Source organism: Saccharospirillaceae bacterium (assembly GCA_022448365.1).
GTDB lineage: Bacteria > Pseudomonadota > Gammaproteobacteria > Pseudomonadales > Oceanobacteraceae > Bacterioplanoides.
Window position 1 is genome coordinate 1452215 of sequence record JAKVCS010000003.1, and the last position, 21922, is coordinate 1474136.

At 45.4% G+C, this 21922-nt stretch carries 20 protein-coding genes and 1 pseudogene; 9 read left to right on the forward strand and 12 right to left on the reverse strand.

The annotated features are described in order from the left end of the window. Nucleotides 1–55 precede the first annotated feature (55 nt). Entirely contained in the window at nucleotides 56–859 is an 804-nt protein-coding gene (locus MK185_10240) for a transporter substrate-binding domain-containing protein (GenBank protein MCH2041000.1), read from the forward strand. Between the two features lie 132 nt (nucleotides 860–991). Here the strand turns inward: MK185_10240 and MK185_10245 are convergent. Further along, nucleotides 992–1234 (reverse strand): annotated as a pseudogene (locus tag MK185_10245) (VF530 family protein). Between the two features lie 177 nt (nucleotides 1235–1411). On the opposite strand from MK185_10245, the gene MK185_10250 reads away from it, so the two are divergent. The 3 genes from MK185_10250 to MK185_10260 all read left to right on the forward strand — a co-directional run bounded on the left by MK185_10250 (nucleotide 1412) and on the right by MK185_10260 (nucleotide 3595). Continuing rightward, nucleotides 1412–2587, forward strand: coding sequence for a hypothetical protein (locus MK185_10250; GenBank protein MCH2041001.1), 1176 nt, complete (start codon nucleotides 1412–1414; stop codon nucleotides 2585–2587). A 272-nt stretch (nucleotides 2588–2859) separates the two neighbouring features. Next, the gene (locus MK185_10255; GenBank protein ID MCH2041002.1) at nucleotides 2860–3003 is read left to right on the forward strand and encodes a hypothetical protein; all 144 of its coding nucleotides are present in this window, start codon (nucleotides 2860–2862) and stop codon (nucleotides 3001–3003) included. A gap of 28 nt (nucleotides 3004–3031) precedes the next feature. Further along, entirely contained in the window at nucleotides 3032–3595 is a 564-nt protein-coding gene (locus tag MK185_10260) for a hypothetical protein (GenBank protein MCH2041003.1), read from the forward strand. 71 nt (nucleotides 3596–3666) lie between these two features. On the opposite strand, the gene MK185_10265 is transcribed toward MK185_10260, so the two are convergent. From MK185_10265 to alr, 10 genes are all read right to left on the reverse strand, one after another. Further along, nucleotides 3667–4002: a hypothetical protein gene (locus MK185_10265; GenBank protein ID MCH2041004.1), complete on the reverse strand. Its 336-nt coding sequence runs from the start codon at nucleotides 4000–4002 to the stop codon at nucleotides 3667–3669. A gap of 32 nt (nucleotides 4003–4034) precedes the next feature. Then, entirely contained in the window at nucleotides 4035–4388 is a 354-nt protein-coding gene (locus MK185_10270; GenBank protein ID MCH2041005.1) for a hypothetical protein, read from the reverse strand. 10 nt (nucleotides 4389–4398) lie between these two features. Then, entirely contained in the window at nucleotides 4399–4740 is a 342-nt protein-coding gene (locus MK185_10275; protein ID MCH2041006.1) for a hypothetical protein, read from the reverse strand. After that, the gene (locus tag MK185_10280) at nucleotides 4740–5279 is read right to left on the reverse strand and encodes a hypothetical protein (protein MCH2041007.1); all 540 of its coding nucleotides are present in this window, start codon (nucleotides 5277–5279) and stop codon (nucleotides 4740–4742) included. The genes MK185_10275 and MK185_10280 overlap by 1 nt, the downstream gene beginning before the upstream one ends. 1 nt (nucleotide 5280) lies before the next feature. Then, complete coding sequence (locus MK185_10285) at nucleotides 5281–5592, reverse strand: hypothetical protein (GenBank protein ID MCH2041008.1); 312 nt, start codon at nucleotides 5590–5592, stop codon at nucleotides 5281–5283. A 71-nt stretch (nucleotides 5593–5663) separates the two neighbouring features. Then, nucleotides 5664–5843, reverse strand: coding sequence for a hypothetical protein (locus MK185_10290; protein MCH2041009.1), 180 nt, complete (start codon nucleotides 5841–5843; stop codon nucleotides 5664–5666). A 72-nt stretch (nucleotides 5844–5915) separates the two neighbouring features. Then, nucleotides 5916–6200: a hypothetical protein gene (locus tag MK185_10295; GenBank protein MCH2041010.1), complete on the reverse strand. Its 285-nt coding sequence runs from the start codon at nucleotides 6198–6200 to the stop codon at nucleotides 5916–5918. A gap of 14 nt (nucleotides 6201–6214) precedes the next feature. Next, the gene (locus MK185_10300) at nucleotides 6215–13765 is read right to left on the reverse strand and encodes a hypothetical protein (protein ID MCH2041011.1); all 7551 of its coding nucleotides are present in this window, start codon (nucleotides 13763–13765) and stop codon (nucleotides 6215–6217) included. 102 nt (nucleotides 13766–13867) lie between these two features. Beyond that, nucleotides 13868–14278 (reverse strand): MmcQ/YjbR family DNA-binding protein, encoded by a 411-nt coding sequence (locus tag MK185_10305; protein ID MCH2041012.1) that lies wholly within the window; start codon nucleotides 14276–14278, stop codon nucleotides 13868–13870. Between the two features lie 156 nt (nucleotides 14279–14434). After that, on the reverse strand, nucleotides 14435–15517 hold the full coding sequence (alr, locus tag MK185_10310) for an alanine racemase (GenBank protein ID MCH2041013.1): 1083 nt from the start codon (nucleotides 15515–15517) through the stop codon (nucleotides 14435–14437). A gap of 141 nt (nucleotides 15518–15658) precedes the next feature. On the opposite strand from alr, the gene MK185_10315 reads away from it, so the two are divergent. Continuing rightward, complete coding sequence (locus MK185_10315) at nucleotides 15659–16906, forward strand: DnaT-like ssDNA-binding domain-containing protein (GenBank protein MCH2041014.1); 1248 nt, start codon at nucleotides 15659–15661, stop codon at nucleotides 16904–16906. Continuing rightward, complete coding sequence (locus MK185_10320; GenBank protein MCH2041015.1) at nucleotides 16818–17477, forward strand: replication protein P; 660 nt, start codon at nucleotides 16818–16820, stop codon at nucleotides 17475–17477. The genes MK185_10315 and MK185_10320 overlap by 89 nt, the downstream gene beginning before the upstream one ends. A gap of 120 nt (nucleotides 17478–17597) precedes the next feature. On the opposite strand, the gene MK185_10325 is transcribed toward MK185_10320, so the two are convergent. After that, a complete protein-coding gene (locus tag MK185_10325) occupies nucleotides 17598–18686 on the reverse strand; it encodes a VCBS repeat-containing protein (protein ID MCH2041016.1) in 1089 nt (362 codons plus the stop codon). A gap of 210 nt (nucleotides 18687–18896) precedes the next feature. Here MK185_10325 and MK185_10330 point away from each other — a divergent pair, with 210 nt between their 5' ends. The 3 genes from MK185_10330 to MK185_10340 all read left to right on the forward strand — a co-directional run bounded on the left by MK185_10330 (nucleotide 18897) and on the right by MK185_10340 (nucleotide 21903). Then, complete coding sequence (locus MK185_10330; protein ID MCH2041017.1) at nucleotides 18897–19367, forward strand: GNAT family N-acetyltransferase; 471 nt, start codon at nucleotides 18897–18899, stop codon at nucleotides 19365–19367. 321 nt (nucleotides 19368–19688) lie between these two features. Continuing rightward, complete coding sequence (locus MK185_10335; GenBank protein MCH2041018.1) at nucleotides 19689–20894, forward strand: PatB family C-S lyase; 1206 nt, start codon at nucleotides 19689–19691, stop codon at nucleotides 20892–20894. Nucleotides 20895–20970: 76 nt separating this feature from the next. Then, nucleotides 20971–21903: a patatin family protein gene (locus tag MK185_10340; GenBank protein ID MCH2041019.1), complete on the forward strand. Its 933-nt coding sequence runs from the start codon at nucleotides 20971–20973 to the stop codon at nucleotides 21901–21903. Nucleotides 21904–21922: the final 19 nt, after the last annotated feature.

Here is a 21922-nt window from a genome sequence, read left to right on the forward strand (position 1 = left end):
GCGCTCTATACTGGAAGAAACAGCCTTTGAGAGTCCGCACGTTCAGGTGGTGATTATGACACGCGTTCTATTACTACTAAGCCTTATATTATTTGGCATTCACAGCCATGCTCAGAATAATGATCAACCGCTGATTTTTGCGACTGACCATTATCCACCCTATCACTCCAAAGACATCGAAGGTGGCGGTTATATACACCAGGCCGTTGTTGAAGCCTTCAAACGCAGTGGTCGAAATATCCAGGTGCAGTCACTCCCGTTTGCCAGAGCACTGGTCTACACCCGAGAGGGGGAGATCACCGGGCTTTTTACCGTCTGGCACCGTAAAGAAAGGGAGAAGTTCGCGCTCTATTCAGACCCATTGCCTGCTAACGATGTGGTGTTTTTCAAACGCAAAGAGCGGTCCATCAGTTATACCGATGTTCAAAGCTTGCAGCCTTACACCATCGGTACGGTGATCGCTTACGCCTATCCTCCCGCCTTTGCCAGAGCCGATTACCTCCATAAAGAGGCCGCTAAAGATAATTCCGTGAATATGCAACGGCTCATCAGCGGCCGGGTTGACCTGGCAGTGATGGACATGAAACAAGGCATCGACATTATTCGCACCCAGTTTAACAACCACTGTGATGAGATCGATTGGATAGAGCCGCCACTGGAGCGCAACCACCTGTATCTGGCCGTCTCCAGAAAGGCACCAGAGTTTCGTCAGATCGTTGCTGATTTCAATCGTGGCATGGCAGAAATAAAAGCAGACGGCACCTTTCAGAACATTATGGATCGATTCGGAATTATCGATACTTCAGAGGTTAAAAACGCATGCGCCAAGACTACCGATCACAAAATCTCTGGTTCTTAATCAGGAGTTTCCCCACGGATTCACCTTCCCGCCCGGCTTAGCCGCAACGGGCGATTTCTGCTTGGCGGAAAATCCGGCCATATCTTTTACAATGGCACTGATTTGCTGGTTATCTTTTCCTTCTTTATAAGCAACAAACACCGCCTCCACCTGAGCGCGTGCCCAAGGCGTTCGGCGCAGAAACTTGAGGCTGGATTTGATACTCGGATCAGAACGAAAACAGTTAATGCGTACCCAACCCGATAGCGTTTTCCAACCATACTGATTCACCAGCTCATTCAACAGCGCTTCCAGGGTAACCCCATGAAGATGATCCGTTTTGTTTGCAGTCACGGTTGGCCACTCATTCAGAAAAAAGAATCCGGATTCTAGCATCTTTATTGATCATCCTGAGCCAATTATCCAGCCACAGGTAGTTGGTCGCCAATTGCCCTGTTCAGCCGCTTGCAACACGCCTAAACTCCCTTCGCAACAAAACGATCGTACCATTAACAGTCTGATCGGATCTGCTTCCAATCATCTCCCACACCAATAACAAAAGGGACCTATTGTATGAAAGCTACTTTCTCACCCCTACTGAAACGCTGCCTGCTGGGTACTTTGGCGTCAATTCTCAGCTCTCAAATACTGGCCATGAGCGAGGTACCGGTTCCGGTATCGGATGACTACAAAGCCATGACTTTTAATCTGCGCGATAAAGAACCGGAAACCGATGAAGGTAATCAAATCTGGAAGAATCGCTTCGGCGCAGTGATTCGAGGAATTGAACACCATAACCCGGATTTTGTTGGCACCCAGGAAGGCTATAACTCTCAGCTGGCATCACTGGACACCGGCTTCCACCACGCTGGCGGCAAGATTGGCGTTTCAATTATTGAACTGTGGAATAACACCAACAGCAAATTATCAGACACCTATGAGCGCATCGGTCAGGGTGACGACGGCCTGACCATTGGTAAATTTAACGCCATTTATTACAACAAAGTACGTTTCGAGGTGCTCGAACAAGGCAACCTTTGGTACAGCTTTAAAGAACTCAAAAATAATGCCCTGGCTGCTGCTGCCGAAAAGGGCATCGCTGAAATTGCCATTAACATTGGCACCCAGGCGGTGCCGGTATTAAAGAACATCGCCATTGATTTTGGTGAGTTTGAAAACCGAATGTTCACTTATGCCAAGGTTCGCGACAAAGGCACCAACCGCGAGTTATGGCTGTTCAACACCCAGATGTATGAAAACAAAAAGCCGGACGACGCCGGCCACAGCCTGATTATCACCGCAGCGCGTACCTTTGCTATTAACCAGCTGCGTGAATTTATCTTTGAAAAAGCCATGGTCGACGGTGAACTGCAGCCGGTGATCTTGATGGGTAACTTTGGTGACAACTACCTCAACCTGCCCATGTCGATTGCATTATCGGCGCTGAAAAATGGCCAGGCGATCAATGATGATTTCTTCCGTTTAAATGCTCGTTGGTGGGCACTGGGCACTCTGCCGGATGACTCAGAAACCTTCCACAACTTCGGTGAAATTGAAGGGAAATTTGGCCAACCGGTTTACCCGGTCGACTGGACCTACAGCGGCGGCAAAGATGCACAGGGAACTGAGTTCCGCCGAGTCAGCTCCAGCATTGATAAAGACAAATACCTGAACTTTGCCAATGGCGAACTGGTGTGGCCATCCGATCACTACCCCATCGTTTCTGAGTACACCTTCTCTGAAGAATAGTCACCACCGTGCGCAGGCTTTTAGCGAGCCTGCGTCGGCTTCAGCTTGCACTATTATTCTGCGGCACTGCTGCATTCGCACAGTTTGACCCTTCACTCGCGTGCTTACGCCAGATCATCAAACCTTTCCCATTTAACCGCCCCAATTTACGCCATAAATACTGCAATTTCTGTCATTAAAGGAATTGCATTGTCTCTTAAATATGGCTCAGCTAGTGTACGGTTTCCGAGATGAAAGCTCTCGAATTATAAAAAACAGAAAAAGGATAATGTATGAACCCACTGCGCAATAAAGCGTCAGGGCTGCTCCTGTTCAGCGTTTTAACTTTTAGCAGCGCACCCACCACTGCTGGTTTTATCGATTGGCTGCGCTGGTTATTTAAAGTACCACCACCGGTTGTGCAACCGGTTACGTGAGTCTACCCGTGGTCAGCGTAAGTTCCTTGTGTACGACACCGAAGCGGATGAAATCATCAAAGACTTCGACATCAAAGCCAAACTGGATGAAGCAGGCTTAGGTCACCTGAGTCCGGCTATTCGTCCTATGGCTCACACCAGCGACTTCCGCTTTTTCTACTTCCAGCTGTCGTTCCTGCATGGCCTGATCGAATTTGATATGCAAACTGAAAAAGTAACCCGCCTGGCCAAACTGCCAAACCTGGTTCCTCACACGCAAAAAATCAGCTACGTAAACGACTCGGCTCACCATGGTCTGGCTATGAGCAAAAACGATAAGAAGCTGTGTGTTGCCGGTACAATGAGTGACTACGCAGCCATCGTTGATCGTGAAACCTTTGAATACAAAATCCTCGAAGACTTAGGTAAAAAACCTTACTGGGCCGTGACAGACCGCTCTGGTAAAAACTGCCTGATTTCCTGGAGTGCAACCGATCAGGTTTCGGTGATCAGCTATGAAACCGGTGAAGAAGTGAAACGTATTGATGTGGGCAACCACCCGCAACGTGTACGTGAAGGTATGCTGAAAATTGACTGGACGTCTTTATATTAATTAAAGATTGATAGTTAAATTTGGATAAAAATAAGCCCTGGAATTAATAAAATTCCGGGGCTTATTTTTAGTTAAGACTGCACAATAAAATAGTTTAATGTGACTGAATTGCTCTGATCAAAACAACCATCTTTATTTGAAAAAACGACCATTTTATCTGAAGCAAAAGCCATCATCAATAAGCTTAAGTATTCTTTAGCCATTGGCCGGGCCATACTGAATGAGATGTAGTCCCCATTACTTCCATGGCATCCGGGCGCTTCTTTAACGCCACCAACAGGGTAGATATACACCAGGTTGCCACCATCAAATAAAAGTATTTGTGAGATTTTCGCCACTGTAGTGCCTGCTGACACCGGTACTGACAACAATGCGACTAATAACGCTGCATATTTAAGAATTTTCATTTCATATCATCCATTTTAGTTGAAAGAATCCATCACCATGGCATCACACCCATTTTAACTCCAAGAACATCCTGAGCATTGCCCCAATAATCACATGATTCATCTGCATAGACATCAACATTATTTTGGCCTGATGCATAAGCTGTCATCACAATACTAACGAGTTCTTGGTAGTGTGGAGCATCACTATTGATACTAAATCGCCTGGTGTTAGCGCACTCCTCCATCTCTGATAAACTGCCATCAATCTTGAAAAGTAAGATGCTTTTTTCGCCAGATGCGTATATACCAGCACCAACAATAGTGCGGCCACGATAATACTCAGCAGCCGTGACAAGGTCGGACATAGTTAACATTAGAACGAAGATGGCTAATAATTTCTTCATAAAAATCTCCTTATAAGTAGGTCTCTTCAATTGCAATAAAATCAATTTCGCAAGCAGATCCGGTAGAGTACAACCGGGTTTTTTTGCCAGAATGATAAGCCGACAGTGCAATACTCAGCGTACGATCAACAAATTCCTTAGAGTGTTTCGAAAGTGTCAACACAGCTTCAATGAAGCCTGATTCATCCTTACAGGCCTCGGTCACTCTAGTCGCATCCGTTTCAAGATACACTTTTATCGCTTTATATGATGAAAAGTCATAGTTTTTGATAGCATAAACTCTACCAAGTCCTATATCCGCTGAATGGACAATACCAGAATAAAAGACCAGTATTAAAAGCAGATTTTTCATTACATAGTTCCTTCTTTGGTTAAGTTGATTCCCTCAAACAAACGCCTAACAGAGTTTTTATCTGATTTAGCCTGCTCTAATGTAATAGTTGTCTCACCAGACATATACTCCAACGGGGTTTCAACAAGTTTCGAGCTTATGCTTACAGCCTCTACTTTAAGCTGCATTAAATCATCTGACCCTTTACTGGTCAGATCAATACTCTGAATAACAAGGGTCTGACGAGCCCCATCAGAATCAGAAACGCAATAGACTTCTTTCTCTCTATATTGCTCACACAGGTGAGCAACAAGATCAAAGCCGGATGCTTCGATATTTTTCCGGATATCTTTGGAGATACCTTCATCAATGGCGACACCGATAGCTGCCCCCATTGGCCCCATAGCGCCCATCAAAGCAAAGCTGGCACCGGCGCCTTTGCCACTGTATTTGATGGTGGCGGTGTTTTCGATATAAATCGTGTTCTGGCTGTTTTTATAGCCAAGAACGGAACAGCTTGAGAGTAGTACTAACAGGCTCAGTAGTGATATCTTTTTCAATTTATTTGCTCATATACAGGTATGCAGGAGTTGGTTGAGTTTCATAGCAACTGGTCGCAAAAATATGCAGAGGTTTTTCAGCCAAAAAGGCTGCGATAACAATTGGCCATTGGTTCTTAAAGCCTGCACTCGTATGATTAAATCGGATTTGGGAATTATTGTGCTGGCAATCCAGAGACTTATAAGGCTCTTCCAGCAGAATAAAACATGTTCCGCTGCTGGTATCACAGCCAATATTCTTTATTTTAACCACTTCTGCATTGGCATACAGACTGGCGGCGAAGGACAGGAGTAACACTGCTAATTTTTTCATTATGACATCCTAAATTCGAACTTTACAAAAAACCATGGACATACTAAATATCAATTTTCCCAACACCCCCATCATCGACGATAAAAACCAGAATTAGCTCCCATTGGTCCCATAGCACCCATTAAAGCAAAGCTGGCACCGGCGCCTTTGCCGCTGTATTTAATAGCGGCGGTATTTTCGATGTAAACCATATTTTGGCTGCTTTTATGATCAAATACGGAAAAGCCTGACAATAAGTAAATCAGCACCATACAAGCAACATGCTTCTTTCTAGTTAATTTAAGCCTAAAAACATCAACATTCCCCCATAAAACCGCAAAAAATCACACAACAAAAAAAATTAAAAGCAAGAAGATAACTAAGCTTAACTGATGTACTAAAACCAGAAAGAAAATCACTCTATTTTCAAAAAATATAAAAAGGAACCCAGTAATCAACCAAATAAGTGAAGACGTTTTTAGAACCATTACAACAACGGAAATTTGATACAACTTAGCCGCTACACTATCAATAGAGATCAGAAACATCCCTGGGGTAATAATTTCAGCAAACAAAAATGTAAATACTGAAATAAGAGAAGCAGTAAGAAATCCGAAGGCTTTTAACATACAATTACCTCTTATCAATTGGGAGACATATTTGGATTAAATTTAACCCATTCGCCTTTTGGGAAACCAAATCGTCCACGAACTTGGTTATCTAGACCTCCAAATATACCTGGATGCCAATAGCGATTCGGAGCAGTCACATCTACCTGTAGTTCGTTAGCTAAATCCTGAGCAAAACCGTTACTATTTGCACCTGTATTACATGAACAAAGCCGCACAGGCATTCCTTCACTATAACCAGAGTCATTTCGAATCATATTAGCCAGCTCTTGTGCTGTCATTGGGGTTTTAAGGCCGAGACGATCATCAAACACATTATTTTCATCTCCATGGGCAAAAACTTCAAACTCATACTCACTATCAAGTTCAGGTCTACTCTTTATCCAATCATCATGAATTGCTCCTTCCTTGAAAAGATTTATTGCACTTCTTGCCCTTTCTCTCGCCATTTCTGGGTTTGTATTAAAAGCCTGAATCATAGCGGAGCTAACAGCACCATTCTCAAACTTACCTCCGTTGAGTTTAGAAACGGTACCACCAACAATCGCGGAAGTTATAATTCGATGGCCATCATAAGCGGCCGTGTTATCCCACATACCGTTTGTAACCGGGGAAAATGCTTTCGAAATTAAAGCACTCTTGAATCCATCACTGAATTTTCCACCACTAACTCGAGAACGCAATCCACTGGAGACACCATGCGCAAGCGCCTTACCCGCAGTTGTCGGAACATATCTACCTATGCCTGCGCTGGCTGCAGCAAAAGCGGCTCCTATAACAGCTCCCTTTAAGGTTCCTGTTTGAATATAACCAGTCACTGCACCAGACAACATTGCCATATATACACAACCACCTGGCATAGCAATAGTAACCGCAACAGTAAGCAGCATTTTCTGATTTTCATCAGCCCAGTTTCCAAGGCGCTCACCTGCCTTCCAGCCTGCTTTCCCTGCTACAAGCGCCCCACCTACCTTGAGGGAAAGTTTTCCGGCTTTCTTTGCGACCTTCCAGGTTTTCTTCCAGGCTTTCTTTGCTGCACGTCGTATTTTTTTATAGAAAAACCCACTTGGATCGGTATAGCTCAGCGGGTTATTTTTTACATAGCTGTAGCGGTTAATATTAAGGATTTCACCAGGAGCCTGAACGAAAGGATCGGCACTTAAGAACACCCCTGCAAGTGGATCATATACCCGGCCGTTCATATGAATCAGGCCAACTTCATCTAACATCTCGTGGCCGGTATATCCCCGGTTAGTGGAAGCCGACGTTTTGTTCAGAAAATCGTGTAATGTCAGGTTTCCGACAATACCGTTTGTAATAACCTGACGGCGCTTACCATAAGCATCGTAACTAAAGCGATCTTTCAGCACACCGCTCTGATCGGTAACAGCAGTTATACTACCTGCATGGTCTTTATGCAGATAGGTTAAACCGGCCTTACTCCCCGAAGTTACTTTAACTGCTACACCGGCAATATTACGACGGAAATAGAGCTCTGAGCCTGCCTTAATATGCTCGACTGCACCAACGTAACGAGTTGTCTTGGTTAGTACGCCATTTTTGAAATCCTCGCGAACAACACGTTTCTGAGAAGGTCCATATACAAAATCTGTACGATATTCACCTTTGGTAATTGATAACGGTTTATCAAAAGAGCTAAAACTAACTTGGCGAATTAACTGTTCAGCAGCACTGCCTGACTTGCGCCATTGATGAGTACGATTACCCTGAGAATCATAAACATAACGAATATAGTCTGAACCAGAGACATAGGTAATTCTCTCAAGCTGGTTTTTGCCTGCCAAATGCTTATACGTGCCTACATCATTACGGCCTTCTGTAGCACGTGTACTGGTTGCGATCTGCCACGGTTTATTAACATCATAGGTTTGCGTAAAGTTATAACTGCGTTTAAATTCTTCACAGTTTGTGCAATTGAAATTAACCGAGGCTCCATCTGTCTTAGCCTTAGCAAGCTGGTTCAAAGCTGTATATTCAAATGTCTCTTTGAAACCACCAATCAAATCATCACGGCTTGCCAAATTGCCAAAGTCATCAAATTTATAACCCAGATTAGTAATTTCATTTGCAGAGCTTTTACCTGCCTGAACAGATTCCAATCGACCAGATAGGTCACTAAACTTTCTGGTAGTAGTAATACCATTTCCATACGTATAACGAACAATATTACCAAAAACGTCTGTTTGTTTTACTTCGTAATATTTGTATTGAACATTGGTTGCATCAACTACCTGCTTTAAATACCCAGTCTGCTCGTCATAAATATTCTTAATACCTGCTGCGTTCGTTAACAGATGCGACACATTATGATGGTTGGATGCACTTAAACCCGAAGCATCGAACTGCTCCTGAACTCGACCATAATTATCATAAGTCGAACGGGAGTAATAAGTATTCTGCCCAGCGAAACCTGAATCATTTTTAAATGTCGTCGTAATCAGGTCTGTCTTGCCAAATTTAGGCTCATAGGTATAGGTTTTCGAATACCCAGAAATACTATCGGTAACAGATGTCGGTTTATTCCAACCATAGGGCTGAGTGTCATAAACAGTAGTAACATTCGATTCAATCTTCGAGGCATCTGGAGTGGCAGACATCAGATCACTACCAGAAACCGTATACGATTTGTACACAACCTCATTCGTCTTCCGCCCGAGATTATCGTAAGAATATACGCTCAGATTGCCAAGAGCATTCGCCTGGCGCAATAACTGCCCATTCGCATTATAGGCGTAAGTCCAGGTTCCCTTATCAGAATCAATAGTTTGAACCTTTTGACCAATTTTGTTGAATTTGTTTTCTATCTGATGTGTATTTGAGTCCGTACCGGTAATTAAATTAGTCATATTACCCTGTACATCATATTCGAAAGTGCTTACATGCTTATCATTTCCGTTACGAACAACACGAAGGGTTTCGCCAACAGCATTCTTAGTTGTAGTTACGCTCTGCTGCTCCTCAAGCCCTTTTGAGTTTTTCCCGAAGTTATTAACAGTAACTGAGAATACATCATCTTCACGATAGTTAAATTCACTTCGGCTTCCGTCATGGTGAGTGATCTTATACGGACGACCGAACCAGTCATATTGAGTTTTTGTAGCAATTACCCCGTTAGAAAAGTACGAATTCCCTTTATGCGGGTTCGATACAGCTACAACCCTTCCCTGCGCATCAAACGCACGGTCTGTGTGAACCCATTCTCCACTGAAATCGATCTTCGAAGTTCGAACTTGCTGCCCATAAACATCGTAGAATTCACGCGTATTTGGCGCTGCTGCATAATTCGTCTGCAAATAGTTATATGCAGCAATAGGACATACTGATGAATCTCGGCACAAATAGTAATTCTTACTTTGCACTTGCTTCGAACTACCATCAGCAAAGTAGTTAGTAACGTTTTTTATTCGGCCCGCACTATCATAATCGGTATCAATACTTAATTTGTTGGATGCGTCAATATAACTGTCTGCACGAACAACAAGGCCTAAATTATTCCTGGATGTAATATGTTTTACTAAGCGCTTGGAGGAAGTATTATTGGCCGTATAAACATACTCTTTAACTGGATAGCGCCCGTTATTGTCGTACTCAACCTCACTCTTTCTCCAAAAGGCTAACTTACTATCAACACCTGGAGCAGACTTCACCTCAGTCGATTTTTTGTTGCCGAAGGAATCATAGTCATAAACAGTCAAGACTGACAATTCGGTTTTGTCAGGGTCTGAAGTCGTTGTTGCCAACAGTCCATCACTGGAACGATATGTAAATTGTGTCAGACGCTCTTCGTCTTTCTTACCCGCGCGTTTATGAGTAACTTTTGCTTCTGTTAATCGCCCTAAATGCCATTTCTCATAATCGTTTTGCTCAAATTTATTCTGTGTCAAAGTGCTGAAACTAGGTACTAAGGCCGTAGAAGAATAACTTTTGCCTTTCAACACATCGCTCGTCAAACCTGATTTACTCAGATCATAAGTCTTACTTTCGACAGATACTGTGTCGCCAGAAAACAGAGGCACATCTCCCGATGAAACATCCTGATAGCGACTTTCCACAACCTTCGCATATGTTGCCTTACCGTCATCCCTGAAGAAATGCTCTGATGAGCCTTCGACATAAGGGAAATATATACCTTGCTTAATTATTTTCTTATTTAATTTAGAAACAGAGCATGACAGCAAAGTATCTTCAGTTGGTTCATTTGGTAACCTTGACGTTACTGAACCATTAACTTCAGATACTGGAAAATAACTGCCACAAATCGCTGGCTTCCACCAATCTCCACTTTGCGTCTCTAGATAGTCCGTTGCTTTTGTTAACAACTCAGGGCCTGCGGAGACAGAAAATGCTCTCAGCATTGCTCCTGATGGTTGTTCATTATCCTTAATTGTGTTGATTATTTCAGCAAATCCAGCATCGTCTGCAGCTATATTTGCTAATTTGATTTGTGCAGTCGCTATTGGCATTCCTATATAAGGGAATTTCTGCGCATATTCGGTTGTAGTTCTGACGCCGGAGTTCATATCCAACGTTGACAATATACGGAAACCAAGACTACCACGCCCCCCTAATTGGGCTTTTAGTCCTTGGTATCTGTAAGATACATTAATGTGCTTATCTGCAAGCGAGCCACCCTGCCCATCTGCTTTCGCATAAATACGGGCTTTACTACTTACGTGACTAACTACCTTCATCGAAGTATTGATATCAATAATAGTAGAACCATACCCCCATCCTGATAAATATCGGGATCCAGTATCAGGCCTGTATACAGTATCGACTATCGCATTGATTGATTTGTAGCTAACTGTTGTATTGCCGGATGAATCGATTACTTTTTTGATACGAGAAGAAGGTGTAATCGTACCCGCCAAGACCTGATTCAGATCTGATACACGATGTACATAAGCTTCGATTTTCTTACCATCTTTGTGTATCCGCACGAAATCAGAAATACCATCTGAATGTAAGTCAATTACTCGCCAAATATCCCCTTGTACATAGTCTGGTAAAAAGTCCGGAGCTTCTGCACGCACCAAAGTATGTCCATTTGAAATAAGAAGCTTCCATTTACCTGCTGCATCCGGATACAAAATATCTGGATAACCATCTAAATTATAGTCAACAATTTTTGCAGTTTCGAGACTCCATTCACTCGCAATAGTGATAGGAGGATTAAATTTTCTTCCGGTGTTAATATATATTTTCCCAGGCTTAACGACATCAGAATAGCCATCACCGTTTATATCAAGAAGGAGCGTTTCGCTCATCTTCTCATCTACGTAATAAGTAGCACGATGCGAGTGGTGTTGTCTGTAACCCATTCGAGTAGCAGTTTGCTGGAAAAAGAAACCTTGCGGTAGGTTTGGATCGTCTACATTTAGAACAATATCATCTGGTTGTGAACTGCTGTAGATAAGTTCATGCTGCGCTCCATTTCCGGACAGGGCGGAGGAAAGAGAAGATGCAATAGAGCCCGTACCTTTTATATAATAGTGCTTGTACTTAACAGGATCAGCAGCGTTTTCGTCATATTTTTTATATACAAGATCCTGAATGCCATCCGCGTTAAAGTCCGTTATTTTCATCCCACCTGAAAAACCACTTGGAAGTGTTCCAAGATAAATATTTTTAAGCTTTACACCTGTATTAGAGAAAAGATAGAGTTTATTTCCGTTGCGACATAAGATGTCTGTATCGCCATCCTCTAGATCATCGACATACGCGGCTTGGTGGCATTCTTTTTTAGGTGTCAACATTCCTCGACTTCGAACGGACGTTGATATGTTTAGCTGGTCCGCCAGTTTTCTAATAGGGTAATTGACATCTATGTATCCTTTATTACCTGAGTACATATCTGGACTGTATGACAAGAAATCAAGCATTCCATCGCCAGTAAAATCTGCAAAACTAACCGACTCTGGCTTTAATGGTAGGCCCATTCCTCCCCATTCGTTGTTGAACAACGTTAGCCTTTCGTAAGCTCCGCTATGTTCGGCCGCCTCCCATTCGAATTCAACTGGCTCATAGCAAAGTGATCCATGACACTGCTGATAAAAGCGTAAAAGTGATTGCCCACTAGCTTCATCGTAACCATAATCAAAGGAGTATGAAGCTACCTCCAAATCGTCACTCGTTACTGAAATAGATTTTAGTCTGCTATTTAACTCGGTGGCTATACCAGATACATAATGGTCCGATTTATCCTCACGGCTTTCATAGTCAAACGATATCACAGCACCGATATATGATATTGAATCCAGCCTAGGGGATATTCCGCCATAAATTACATATTTATCTGAGAGAGATTCATCATCTGGAGATTCGTTGATTGTCGCGAAATCATAAGTATAGTTAATTTCATTACCCTTGTTATCAGTAATGCTGTCTAAATACCAGGCCCCACTTGTCTCCCCGTCTGAGCCAAACATAAGACCTCTATAGCGTATACCCTTCCACGAATAGCGCCACAACGTGCCATCCTTTTTCTGGACTTTAAAGATATCCGCAACTCTGCCATAACCACCACTTAATTCTCTTGTAATTTTACTAATTGAGTCTATCTCTGTTCTGTATTCTATAGAATTAAAGGAATCAAATTTGAACGACTTGAGGGGCGCTCCATCCAAACACAGGGCAGGCTTATTTCTTTCGGTATCTGAACCGGAAATTTCAAAGCCGATGGAACAGTGCGATATAGTACTGACAGCATTTAGACTCCAACCCATTCCCATTAGGCCATTACCAGAATTGCTATTATAAGAAACACTGACATCAGGGCGAACTCCGCCGGGCCCAACCGGTACATCAATGGGTATAGCATAAGTCGCTGTACCTGATTCGCTCACACGAAAGCTACCACCATCAGAGCCAGCGATAATGGTACCGCCATTCGGCTTCTTTGCTTTGGGTAGATGAGAGTAGTCCAACACTCCCGAACCATTCACATTAAGGAGACCTCTCGCACCTGAATAAAGTACCTGATCACTATAACCTGACCGACTAACAGTAATATCATCAGCACCATCTTGATTTACGTCGGATACAACAATATCGATACTTGCAGAATCTGCCTTGGCACCACCAAGCTTCTGATAAAAATCAACACGCTTTATATTTCTTGAGCTTTCGGAGTGACCAAAAGCAATAATACTCGGTGAAATTCCTAGCCCATTGTTCTTGTAAAGATATAAAATATCGCCATACCCATCACCATTAAAATCACCCGGATACTTCTCATAACTGTCATCAATATTTACAGCATTACTCGGTATATCCCCCCCACTGAGATCAGTAAGAGACAGATAATCCTGAAAGTAATTTACAGAGGAAGGAGTAATAGTGTTCGAGTGATCTTCATACGGCACGGGAATACTTACATCAGCCGTAATAAGCAAAAGATGTTCTTTTGGAGCGAAGTAATATTGAAACCCGCTTTCAGACGAATACTTTGCATATAATTCGAACGAATCCTCTCTCAGACTAACTGACGCCAATGCCAGTTGAGAAGAGATTACCATCAGTAATAAAAGGGAAAGCTGTTTCATCGCGCTTCCATGCAGTAGTGGGAACAAAGAGCGCGAATCGTACTATAACAGCCTTATCAATTAAAGTTTTTCTGGTGATTTTTTAGTCAATTTGAATAACCATTACTCTCCCCCATACAACTCCCCTTCTGAATACGCCGTCTCAAGCGACCTTCTCTCTGCTTTTGTCATACCTTTCACCACCAGCGCATAGGAATTGTCGATCATGCGCTCCAGCTCGCCCATCGGTACTTCGCCGTTAAGAATAACGGTGTTCCAGTGTTTTTTATTCATATGGTAAGCAGCAGTTACGGATTCAAATACATCACGTAACTGAATCGCTTCATCCGGATCACATTTTACGTTCATTCGGTAGTGATTTCCGTGCTCTTCGATTTCTTTGGCATTAGCAGGCGATAACGTCGCAAACATTTTGTTTTTGACTTTCATCACCGCAACGTCCGGATAAAACGGAAAGTCTTCCCAGGCTTCGGGTTTGGATAATAAGTATTCGCGGACTTTTAAATGATCCATTTCAATTAATTCCATGCGTTGGAATTAACCAAGTGCATTCTTTTTCAGCCGCCGGATCTGTAGGCCATCCATGGCCTTAGATCCTACCGCAACATCCTGTTGCTGCTTTGAAAATGAATACACTTACTTAATTCTTTGATACAAAAAAGTAACGACCTACCCCTCGGCGGCAACACGCTTCACTCTCGGTGTCAGCTGGCAAAATAATTCATAGGCAATGGTGTTACACAAACGAGCGATTTCATCGACATCGATGTTTTCACCCCACAATTCCACTTCACTGCCGACCTGAATATCTGCATATTCAGAAATATCGACAGTAATCATATCCATCGATACCCGGCCCACCAGCGAACAACGGTGACCTTCGACCAGAATTGGCGTACCGGAAGGTGCCTGGCGCGGGTAACCGTCACCATAACCTATCGCGACCACGGCAATGCGGCTGTCTTTTTCGGCAGTCCAATCACCACCGTAACCCACTTTTTCGCCGGCTTTTACGTCGTGTACGTGAATCACCTGCGACTTCAGCGTCATAACGCATTTCAGGCCCAGGTCGGCAGCCGATTGTGTCGCCAGCGGTGACGAGCCGTACAACATAATGCCGGGGCGGCTTACCGAGCCATCGCCCTCAAGTTCGGCGGCCAATTGGGTCATAGTCGCAGCGCTGTTGGAAACACTCAGAGGCAGCGACCAGTCCTGGGCTTTCATGATCTCTATTGCGGCGGAAAACGCCTCCGGCTGAGCCAAATCAGCATCCGCAAAGTGAGTCATCACATGCGTTAGCTCAAGCTTGTCATCGTCATTGATCAGCGCCATCAGAGGTTCGGCTTCGGTTGCGCGAATACCCAAGCGATTCATACCCGAATTGATCTTGAGCCAAACATCGACAGGGTTTTCCAGAGTCGCCAGTTCACGTTCAACCAGCTGCTGTGCATGATGAACAACCAGCTGCAGATTATGGGCGCTGGCGATTTGCCATTCGTCGGCATCGTAAGCCCCCTGCAACACCAATACCGGGCGTTTGATGCCGGCCTGACGCAGTAGTAATCCCTCATCCACACAGGCCACAGCAAACCCATCGGCATCACCCAGTGCCCGGGCGCAACGAACCATGCCATGACCATAGCCGTCGGCTTTAATAACAGCGTACGCACTGCCTGGCGCCTTACTCTTGGCCAACTGATAATTCTGTCGAAAATTTGACCAGTTAATTAACGCATGGGTCGGTCGTGTCATATCAATAGTCGCTTGTGGTAAAAGTAGTCGCCAGCGGCAAAACAGGTACAATAGCAGAATGACTCAGTGGCTTGTAACTTAGTGTGTTATCAGGCAACTCTGAGCAGATACAAATAACCCCTGTTGTTGGAATCAAACTGCATGCCCAGCCACCCGCTGTTTACCGATAAAACCATCCCCTTGTCTGCCACACTGGCGGCCACTATTGGGCTGGAAGAAGCGGTGTTATTAACAGTACTCAACGATGCCGCCAGCATACAGGGGCAAAGCCGGGCACAGCTGCATAACCAAGCGTTACGTAATCAGCTGCCATTCTGGGACGATGTCTCGATTCGGCGGGTGTTACGCAGTCTGATCGATAAAGGTCTGATTCAGGTTCAGGGCGACATTTTCCCGGATGGCGAAGGGCTGGTGTATCACTTTGGTCAGCTGCAGCAATCGCAGCCTTCAGCCCAGACAACATTTCAATCTGCTGCAGCAACACACCACAACCCGGGACAAGTCCCGACACCTCATCAACCGCTGAATAATCAATGGCAACCCAGTTCAGACACGCTGAAGCGCCTGGAGCAACACGGCATCAACAGTGCATTTGCCATGTCGTTACTGGATGGCTTTATTCTGCGCGGTCAGGAACAAGGGGCCAATCGCAGCGACTGGAACCACCGCTTCTTCCAGCACGTAAAAAGTCAGTGGGTGTATGCCCAGAACGATGCCGCGCGCCAACAGCAGCAAATTCAGCAACAGAAGTTCGGAAAGCACGCCAACCCGGCAGCTTTTCAGTCACAGGCGGGCCAACCCTCGCGTGATCGCAGTGCGTTTAACGTTCAGGCGGATGAAGCCAAAGCGATCGAAAACAACTGGCACCCCAGCCAGGACGCCTGCCAGATTCTGCAACGTGCCGGTATTGATCCACAATTTATTAATGATGCCGTACCGGAATTTGTTCTCTACTGGGCCGAGCGTGGCGATGCGTTTAAAACCTGGAACAGCAAATTTATTCAGCACGTGCGTCAGCAATGGGCGCGCTACAGTGCGTCGGTAGAACACTCAACCGTACCAACCCGTATCGCGGAAAACTGGCAACCCGATCCGGATTGCTTTGATATCCTGTCGATGGGCCATATCGATCATCAGTTTGCCCACAGCCTGGTGCCGGAATTCGTCCTCTACTGGCGCGATTCCAATCAGGTACATACCAGCTGGAACAGCCGCTTCCTGCAATATGTGAAACAACAATGGGCCAAGCGTTTGGCACAAACCAGCAACCACCCAACCAACAACCCGGCGGGAGATCAACATGGACAAAACACCCAGCATGCAGGTAATCAACCGGGTTACACAACAGCTGAAGCAAGCGTCCAGCGACTCAAAGACACCAGCTGGTGATAGCCAGCCGGACGCAACGGTTGAACAGAAAGAAGCCATTAATCAGATTTTTGAGTTATTCCGCTTCAACTACCACAACCAGTTTTTAAAGGCGTTTCCCGACTACGACACCATGATCATGGCCAAGCGCCTATGGTCGCGTTTACTGGTGGAATACAGCGGTGAAGTCATCATGCGCGCCGCAGAAAAAGCGGTAAAAGAAAGCCGTTTTCTGCCCAGCGTTCATGAAGTACTGGAGCGTTGCGACAGCGCTGAAATCCTCGGTTTGCCCAATGCCTATGCCGCATACATTGAAGCCTGCCGGGCGCCATCACCGAAAAAAGATTATCGCTGGAGCCACCCGGCAGTGTACTTTGCCGGACGGGCCAGCGACTGGTATTTCATTGCCAATACAGCCGAAGAGAGAGCCTTCCCGGTTTTTAAACGCAACTATGAAATTCTGTTAAAACGCATTCAGAACGGCGAGGAGCTGGAAATGGAGATTGCCAAAGCCATTCCACAAACCATTGAACGGCCGCTCGATCATAAGGAGCAAAAACAGCGCTTGGCGGCTCTGATCGAGTCGTTATAGCGGTGTAGCATCAGTTCGCTCAGTGTTGTTTGGCCAGGCCACATAACCCGGAATGCATCAGCAATCACAACCGGGTTTTACCATTAATGGATTGCTGAAGTGACCGGGCCAAAGCAACAACTATTGCAACACGTTCCACTGCCCTGAGGTGCTAAACATCATCAGAAACGTTCGGGAACCCTGCTGGCGGGTAACATAATGGTCGTCTGCTGACATTCGCCATTGGCCGATTTTTCCATCACCACCGTTACCCGCTTCAAACTTCCATTGATTATTCTCATACTTCATTGTGTGCGACCAACCGTTCACAGGATTGGTGACAATGACTTGCTCATTCGTCAGAAACTGCGGTTTAACCGTCGTGTAGATATCTGTCTGACCAATATTCCACCAGGCCACACGTCCCTGACCACTATTACCCGACTGAAAACGCCACTGATTGTTAACAAACTCCATTGTGTGTTCCCAACCGTTCGGATTGACTGCCAGTAATTCATCGCGACCATCGCCATCATAGTCTCCTACGGCATAGGTATCGTCCGCACCTACCCGCCACCAATGTAAGTGTCCGTTAGAAGCAGACGAAATAATATCCCAGTTAGACGTCTGGGTATTAAATTTGATGGTGTGGTTCCAGCCGTTTTGTTTTATCAGTAATAATTCATCAATACCGTCGCCATCAAAATCACCAGCCAGCAAACGGTCGTCAGCATCAATATCGCCGTTCGAAGCATACTGCAGAGAGGTCCACACCCATGGCCCATTGCCGCCTACCGAACCGTCTCCCTGCAGCGTTTGATAACGCCCGTCCGGATTGGCCAGTAATAATTCGTCGTAGCCATTACCGGTAAAATCACCACTGACATAAAAGTCGTCAGCCCGCGTATGCCAGCCATTCAGCGACGTTCCGGAGCCGTGATACCACCATTGACTGTGGTTGGTCACCAGGCTTGTGATCATAAACTTTTTTCCGGGTTTTATTGCCAGCATCAGCGGAGTATTGATTGACCAGGGAGCAAAACGACCAAAAACATAATGGTCACCCGGTTCAATCTGCCATTGATCCAATACCTGTGAATACACATACATATCGTCAAAATGAGAGGCAGATTGGCTGTTTTTCAGGGTTGTTGTCCAATAAGCCGAGGCGCTTACTGAAAATACACTGCTGGTAATAAGCAGTGCTGAAAGAAAGTACTTTGATAACATCATCATCTCCTTGATTCGAATACGGCGTTATTCGCCGACGTTTACTGAAACACAAAAAAGAACCACGTTAATCACCCCAGAGGGTGATTAACGTGGAACCCGTGCTGACCACATGGCTGGATTGCTAGGCGCTATCTCATTGTTAAAAAAAGCCGAGACAATTCTGCCCAGAGAGCAGTGCTTTGCCCATGAGCTTGTTTACATGCATGGATGATCATCAGGGAACTTGAAGAAAAGGACCTTAACGCTGTTAGTACAATTTGTATGGAATCTTTTCTACACTCTGTTGCAGAAACAGTATCTGACGAAGGGATTACGACCTTTTCGAATATCGCAGCATACGATGCATTCTTTGACCGAATGCAAGGTGATAACTTAATGTTGGCGGCTCAAAATGGCAGTAACATCGAAGGCATCATCGAGTTAAAAGAAGGACGTCACGTCGCGATGCTTTTTATTCGACCGGATCGCCAGAAGAATGGCACAGGAAGAAAACTCATTCTTTCCGCCCTGAATCATGCGACGGCTGAAACGATTACCGTCAACTCATCGCTACCTTCGGTTGCCGCTTATGAGACATATGGGTTTGAGTGTACGGGTGCGGTAAGCGAATCAGCCGGCTTGGTTTATCAGCCAATGGCGCTGAAAATTTACCCGGAAAAACATACAGAAAGCACGTGATTACCACGTCATTTTGCAGGGAGGTATCCGATTGAAGAATGGATGCAATATCTTACAAGTCTATTGACTGTGATGTCTGCACTCGCGCTGCGTTAAGTGCATCGAAAAGTTCCGGAATCGCAGAAACAGCGGCCTCGAATCAGTATCATACTATTAAGAATATAGACGGAAATTTATTTAAACGGCATTATTCGCCGACATTCCGGCGCTGCAAACACCATTAAAAAACGATAAGCACTCATCGAACTAAAGCGTTGCAGAAAATCGATTCGCCTTTTGCCCGACGCTTGCGCCATAGTCATCGACCAGAGAGGAAACACTGTGCCAGATTTCGACAATACCAATCGCGCCTACCAACATCAGTTTATTCGCCAGAACAGCGCCATGCTGAAATCCATTTATGGCACGACTGAGGTAGAGCCTTACTGGATTGCCGATATGGATTTTCAGGTGGCTGAGCCTGTTACCGCCGAGCTGCAACGTCTGGTTGATCGTGGCCGCTATGCCTACGAGATGGTCGGTGACGAGGTATTTAATGCCCTTACAAATTGGTTCCAGCGTCGTCATCAGCTTGGGTTAAACCCGCAGCGCTTTATTATGGCGCCAGGGGTGTTATCCGCCATGTCGCTGATTGTGCGCGAGCTGACCAACGAAGGCGATAAGGTGCTGACCCAGATTCCGGTGTATCACCAATTTCGCAAACTGATCAACAATGCCAATCGCACGCTGATAACTAACGCGTTAATAAATGACGAGCGCCCTGACGGTAAAAATGGGTACCGCATGGATTTCGCCGATCTGGAGCAGAAGTTTGCCGACGGCGTAAAAGTGATGATTCTGTGCAACCCCCACAATCCGGTAGGTCGGGTGTGGAAAGCGCAAGAACTGAATCGGGTGCTGGAACTGGCGGACAAATACAACGTCACCATTATCAGCGATGAAATTCATGCCGATATTCTACTGCACAATAATCGATTTACCAGCCTGGTTTCTCTGCTGCAACAGCAAGACAAGCCCGGCAAACACATTGCATTATTAGGCTCCCCGGCAAAAACCTTTGGGATGCAGGGCATCGCCACCGGGTTTATTTATATTGAAGATCAGGCATTACATAAGCGCTTTAATAACCTGCTGGAATCTATGTACCTGAATCATGGTAATGCCCTGAGCAGTTACGCCACCATCGCCGCTTTTACCCATGGCGATGCATGGCTCGATCAGATGCTGGCCTATCTGGAGAACAGCCTCAGCTGGATCACTGACTTTATCGAAAAAGAACTGCCTGGCGTGCTGTTATCACAGCCTGAAGGCACCTATCAGATCTGGCTGAACTTCGAGCATTCCGGCTTCAGTGCCGAACAAGTAAAGCAGGCACTGGTTGCAGCGGGCATGGGGTTATCACCCGGAGGCTGGTTCCAGAGCGACAACGATTTCTACTTCCGTATGAATATCGCAGCGCCGCTGACACCGATTCAGCAAGGCTTTCTGCAGCTGAAACAGCAGTTATCAGTAAAAGCTATAGACTGATTTAACTTAACCAATTATCCAGCTCGCAGGTTAGTGCATACAGTAGAGTCACTCATCATTCAGGAGTGACTTAGCCATGACCAGCACTTCCAAACAACGAAGCAAAACCTCAATCCAGCAGCACAGTCCCTGTGCCAGCTGCGGTCCTGAGCTGCCCACGGCTAAAACGGCTTTGGTTGCGGAAGGTGGTGGTCAGCGCGGTGTATTTACCGCCGGTATTCTCGATGCCTGGTTAAACGCGGGTTTTAATCCGTTCGAAATTCTGATTGGCACATCGGCTGGCGCGCAAAATCTTTCCAGCTATATGACCTGCCAACCGGGTTTTGGTCTGAATGCCATTACCGAATTGTCATCACAGCCGCAGTTTTTTAAATGGCAACGTTCGTTAATTGGTAAACACGCGGTGGATCTGGATTGGTACTTTGATCAGTTAAATAGCGCCGCCAGCCAGCTGGATATTAGCCGCGGACATTCGCGCTTACAGCAACGTCAGTTGTATTTCTCGGCCACCCGCAGTGATAACCGCCGGGCTGAATTCTTCTCCCCCGATAAAGACAACTGGCTGGCAATGCTAAAGGCGTCCAGTGCCTTACCCATGCTGTACAAAGGCGGGGTAAAAATTGGTGAGCATTTTTATGTGGATGGCGGGTTATCGGCACCGTTACCGGTTGAAGAAGCGTACCAGCGTGGCGCGCGGGAGATTACCGTACTGAGAACCGTCAGCGAAGAAGCCAGCTTAACCTCGCCCTGGTTACATAAGATTAAGTCAATGATTTGTAGTCAGCATTACTGCCCGAAGGTGATCGATTTGATTACCCACCACGAAGACAGCTATCAAAAAAATCTGGCGTTTATTAACAACCCACCCGCCGATGTAACGATACATCAGATATTTCCGCAACAGCCTTTGGCCAGTTCCTTAGTCGGCAGTCAGCCTCAGGCGTTAAAGCAGGACTATCAGCTGGGTCTAGCGGCAGGCGTGGCATATTTACAACAAGCCCAAGGGTAATTACAACGGTATGCCACTC

What these genes read in the sequence shown, in the direction of transcription:
- MK185_10300 (MCH2041011.1), bottom strand. Translation starts at nt 13,765, where the DNA reads ATGAAACAGCTTTCCCTTTTATTACTGATGGTAATCTCTTCTCAACTG.
- MK185_10340 (MCH2041019.1), top strand. Translation starts at nt 20,971, where the DNA reads ATGACCAGCACTTCCAAACAACGAAGCAAAACCTCAATCCAGCAGCAC.
- MK185_10275 (MCH2041006.1), bottom strand. Translation starts at nt 4,740, where the DNA reads ATGAAAAATCTGCTTTTAATACTGGTCTTTTATTCTGGTATTGTCCAT.
- MK185_10285 (MCH2041008.1), bottom strand. Translation starts at nt 5,592, where the DNA reads ATGAAAAAATTAGCAGTGTTACTCCTGTCCTTCGCCGCCAGTCTGTAT.
- MK185_10250 (MCH2041001.1), top strand. Translation starts at nt 1,412, where the DNA reads ATGAAAGCTACTTTCTCACCCCTACTGAAACGCTGCCTGCTGGGTACT.
- MK185_10270 (MCH2041005.1), bottom strand. Translation starts at nt 4,388, where the DNA reads ATGAAGAAATTATTAGCCATCTTCGTTCTAATGTTAACTATGTCCGAC.
- MK185_10265 (MCH2041004.1), bottom strand. Translation starts at nt 4,002, where the DNA reads ATGAAAATTCTTAAATATGCAGCGTTATTAGTCGCATTGTTGTCAGTA.
- MK185_10240 (MCH2041000.1), top strand. Translation starts at nt 56, where the DNA reads ATGACACGCGTTCTATTACTACTAAGCCTTATATTATTTGGCATTCAC.
- MK185_10295 (MCH2041010.1), bottom strand. Translation starts at nt 6,200, where the DNA reads ATGTTAAAAGCCTTCGGATTTCTTACTGCTTCTCTTATTTCAGTATTT.
- alr (MCH2041013.1), bottom strand. Translation starts at nt 15,517, where the DNA reads ATGACACGACCGACCCATGCGTTAATTAACTGGTCAAATTTTCGACAG.
- MK185_10290 (MCH2041009.1), bottom strand. Translation starts at nt 5,843, where the DNA reads ATGGTGCTGATTTACTTATTGTCAGGCTTTTCCGTATTTGATCATAAA.
- MK185_10305 (MCH2041012.1), bottom strand. Translation starts at nt 14,278, where the DNA reads ATGGATCATTTAAAAGTCCGCGAATACTTATTATCCAAACCCGAAGCC.
- MK185_10330 (MCH2041017.1), top strand. Translation starts at nt 18,897, where the DNA reads ATGATCATCAGGGAACTTGAAGAAAAGGACCTTAACGCTGTTAGTACA.
- MK185_10320 (MCH2041015.1), top strand. Translation starts at nt 16,818, where the DNA reads ATGGACAAAACACCCAGCATGCAGGTAATCAACCGGGTTACACAACAG.
- MK185_10315 (MCH2041014.1), top strand. Translation starts at nt 15,659, where the DNA reads ATGCCCAGCCACCCGCTGTTTACCGATAAAACCATCCCCTTGTCTGCC.
- MK185_10255 (MCH2041002.1), top strand. Translation starts at nt 2,860, where the DNA reads ATGAACCCACTGCGCAATAAAGCGTCAGGGCTGCTCCTGTTCAGCGTT.
- MK185_10325 (MCH2041016.1), bottom strand. Translation starts at nt 18,686, where the DNA reads ATGTTATCAAAGTACTTTCTTTCAGCACTGCTTATTACCAGCAGTGTA.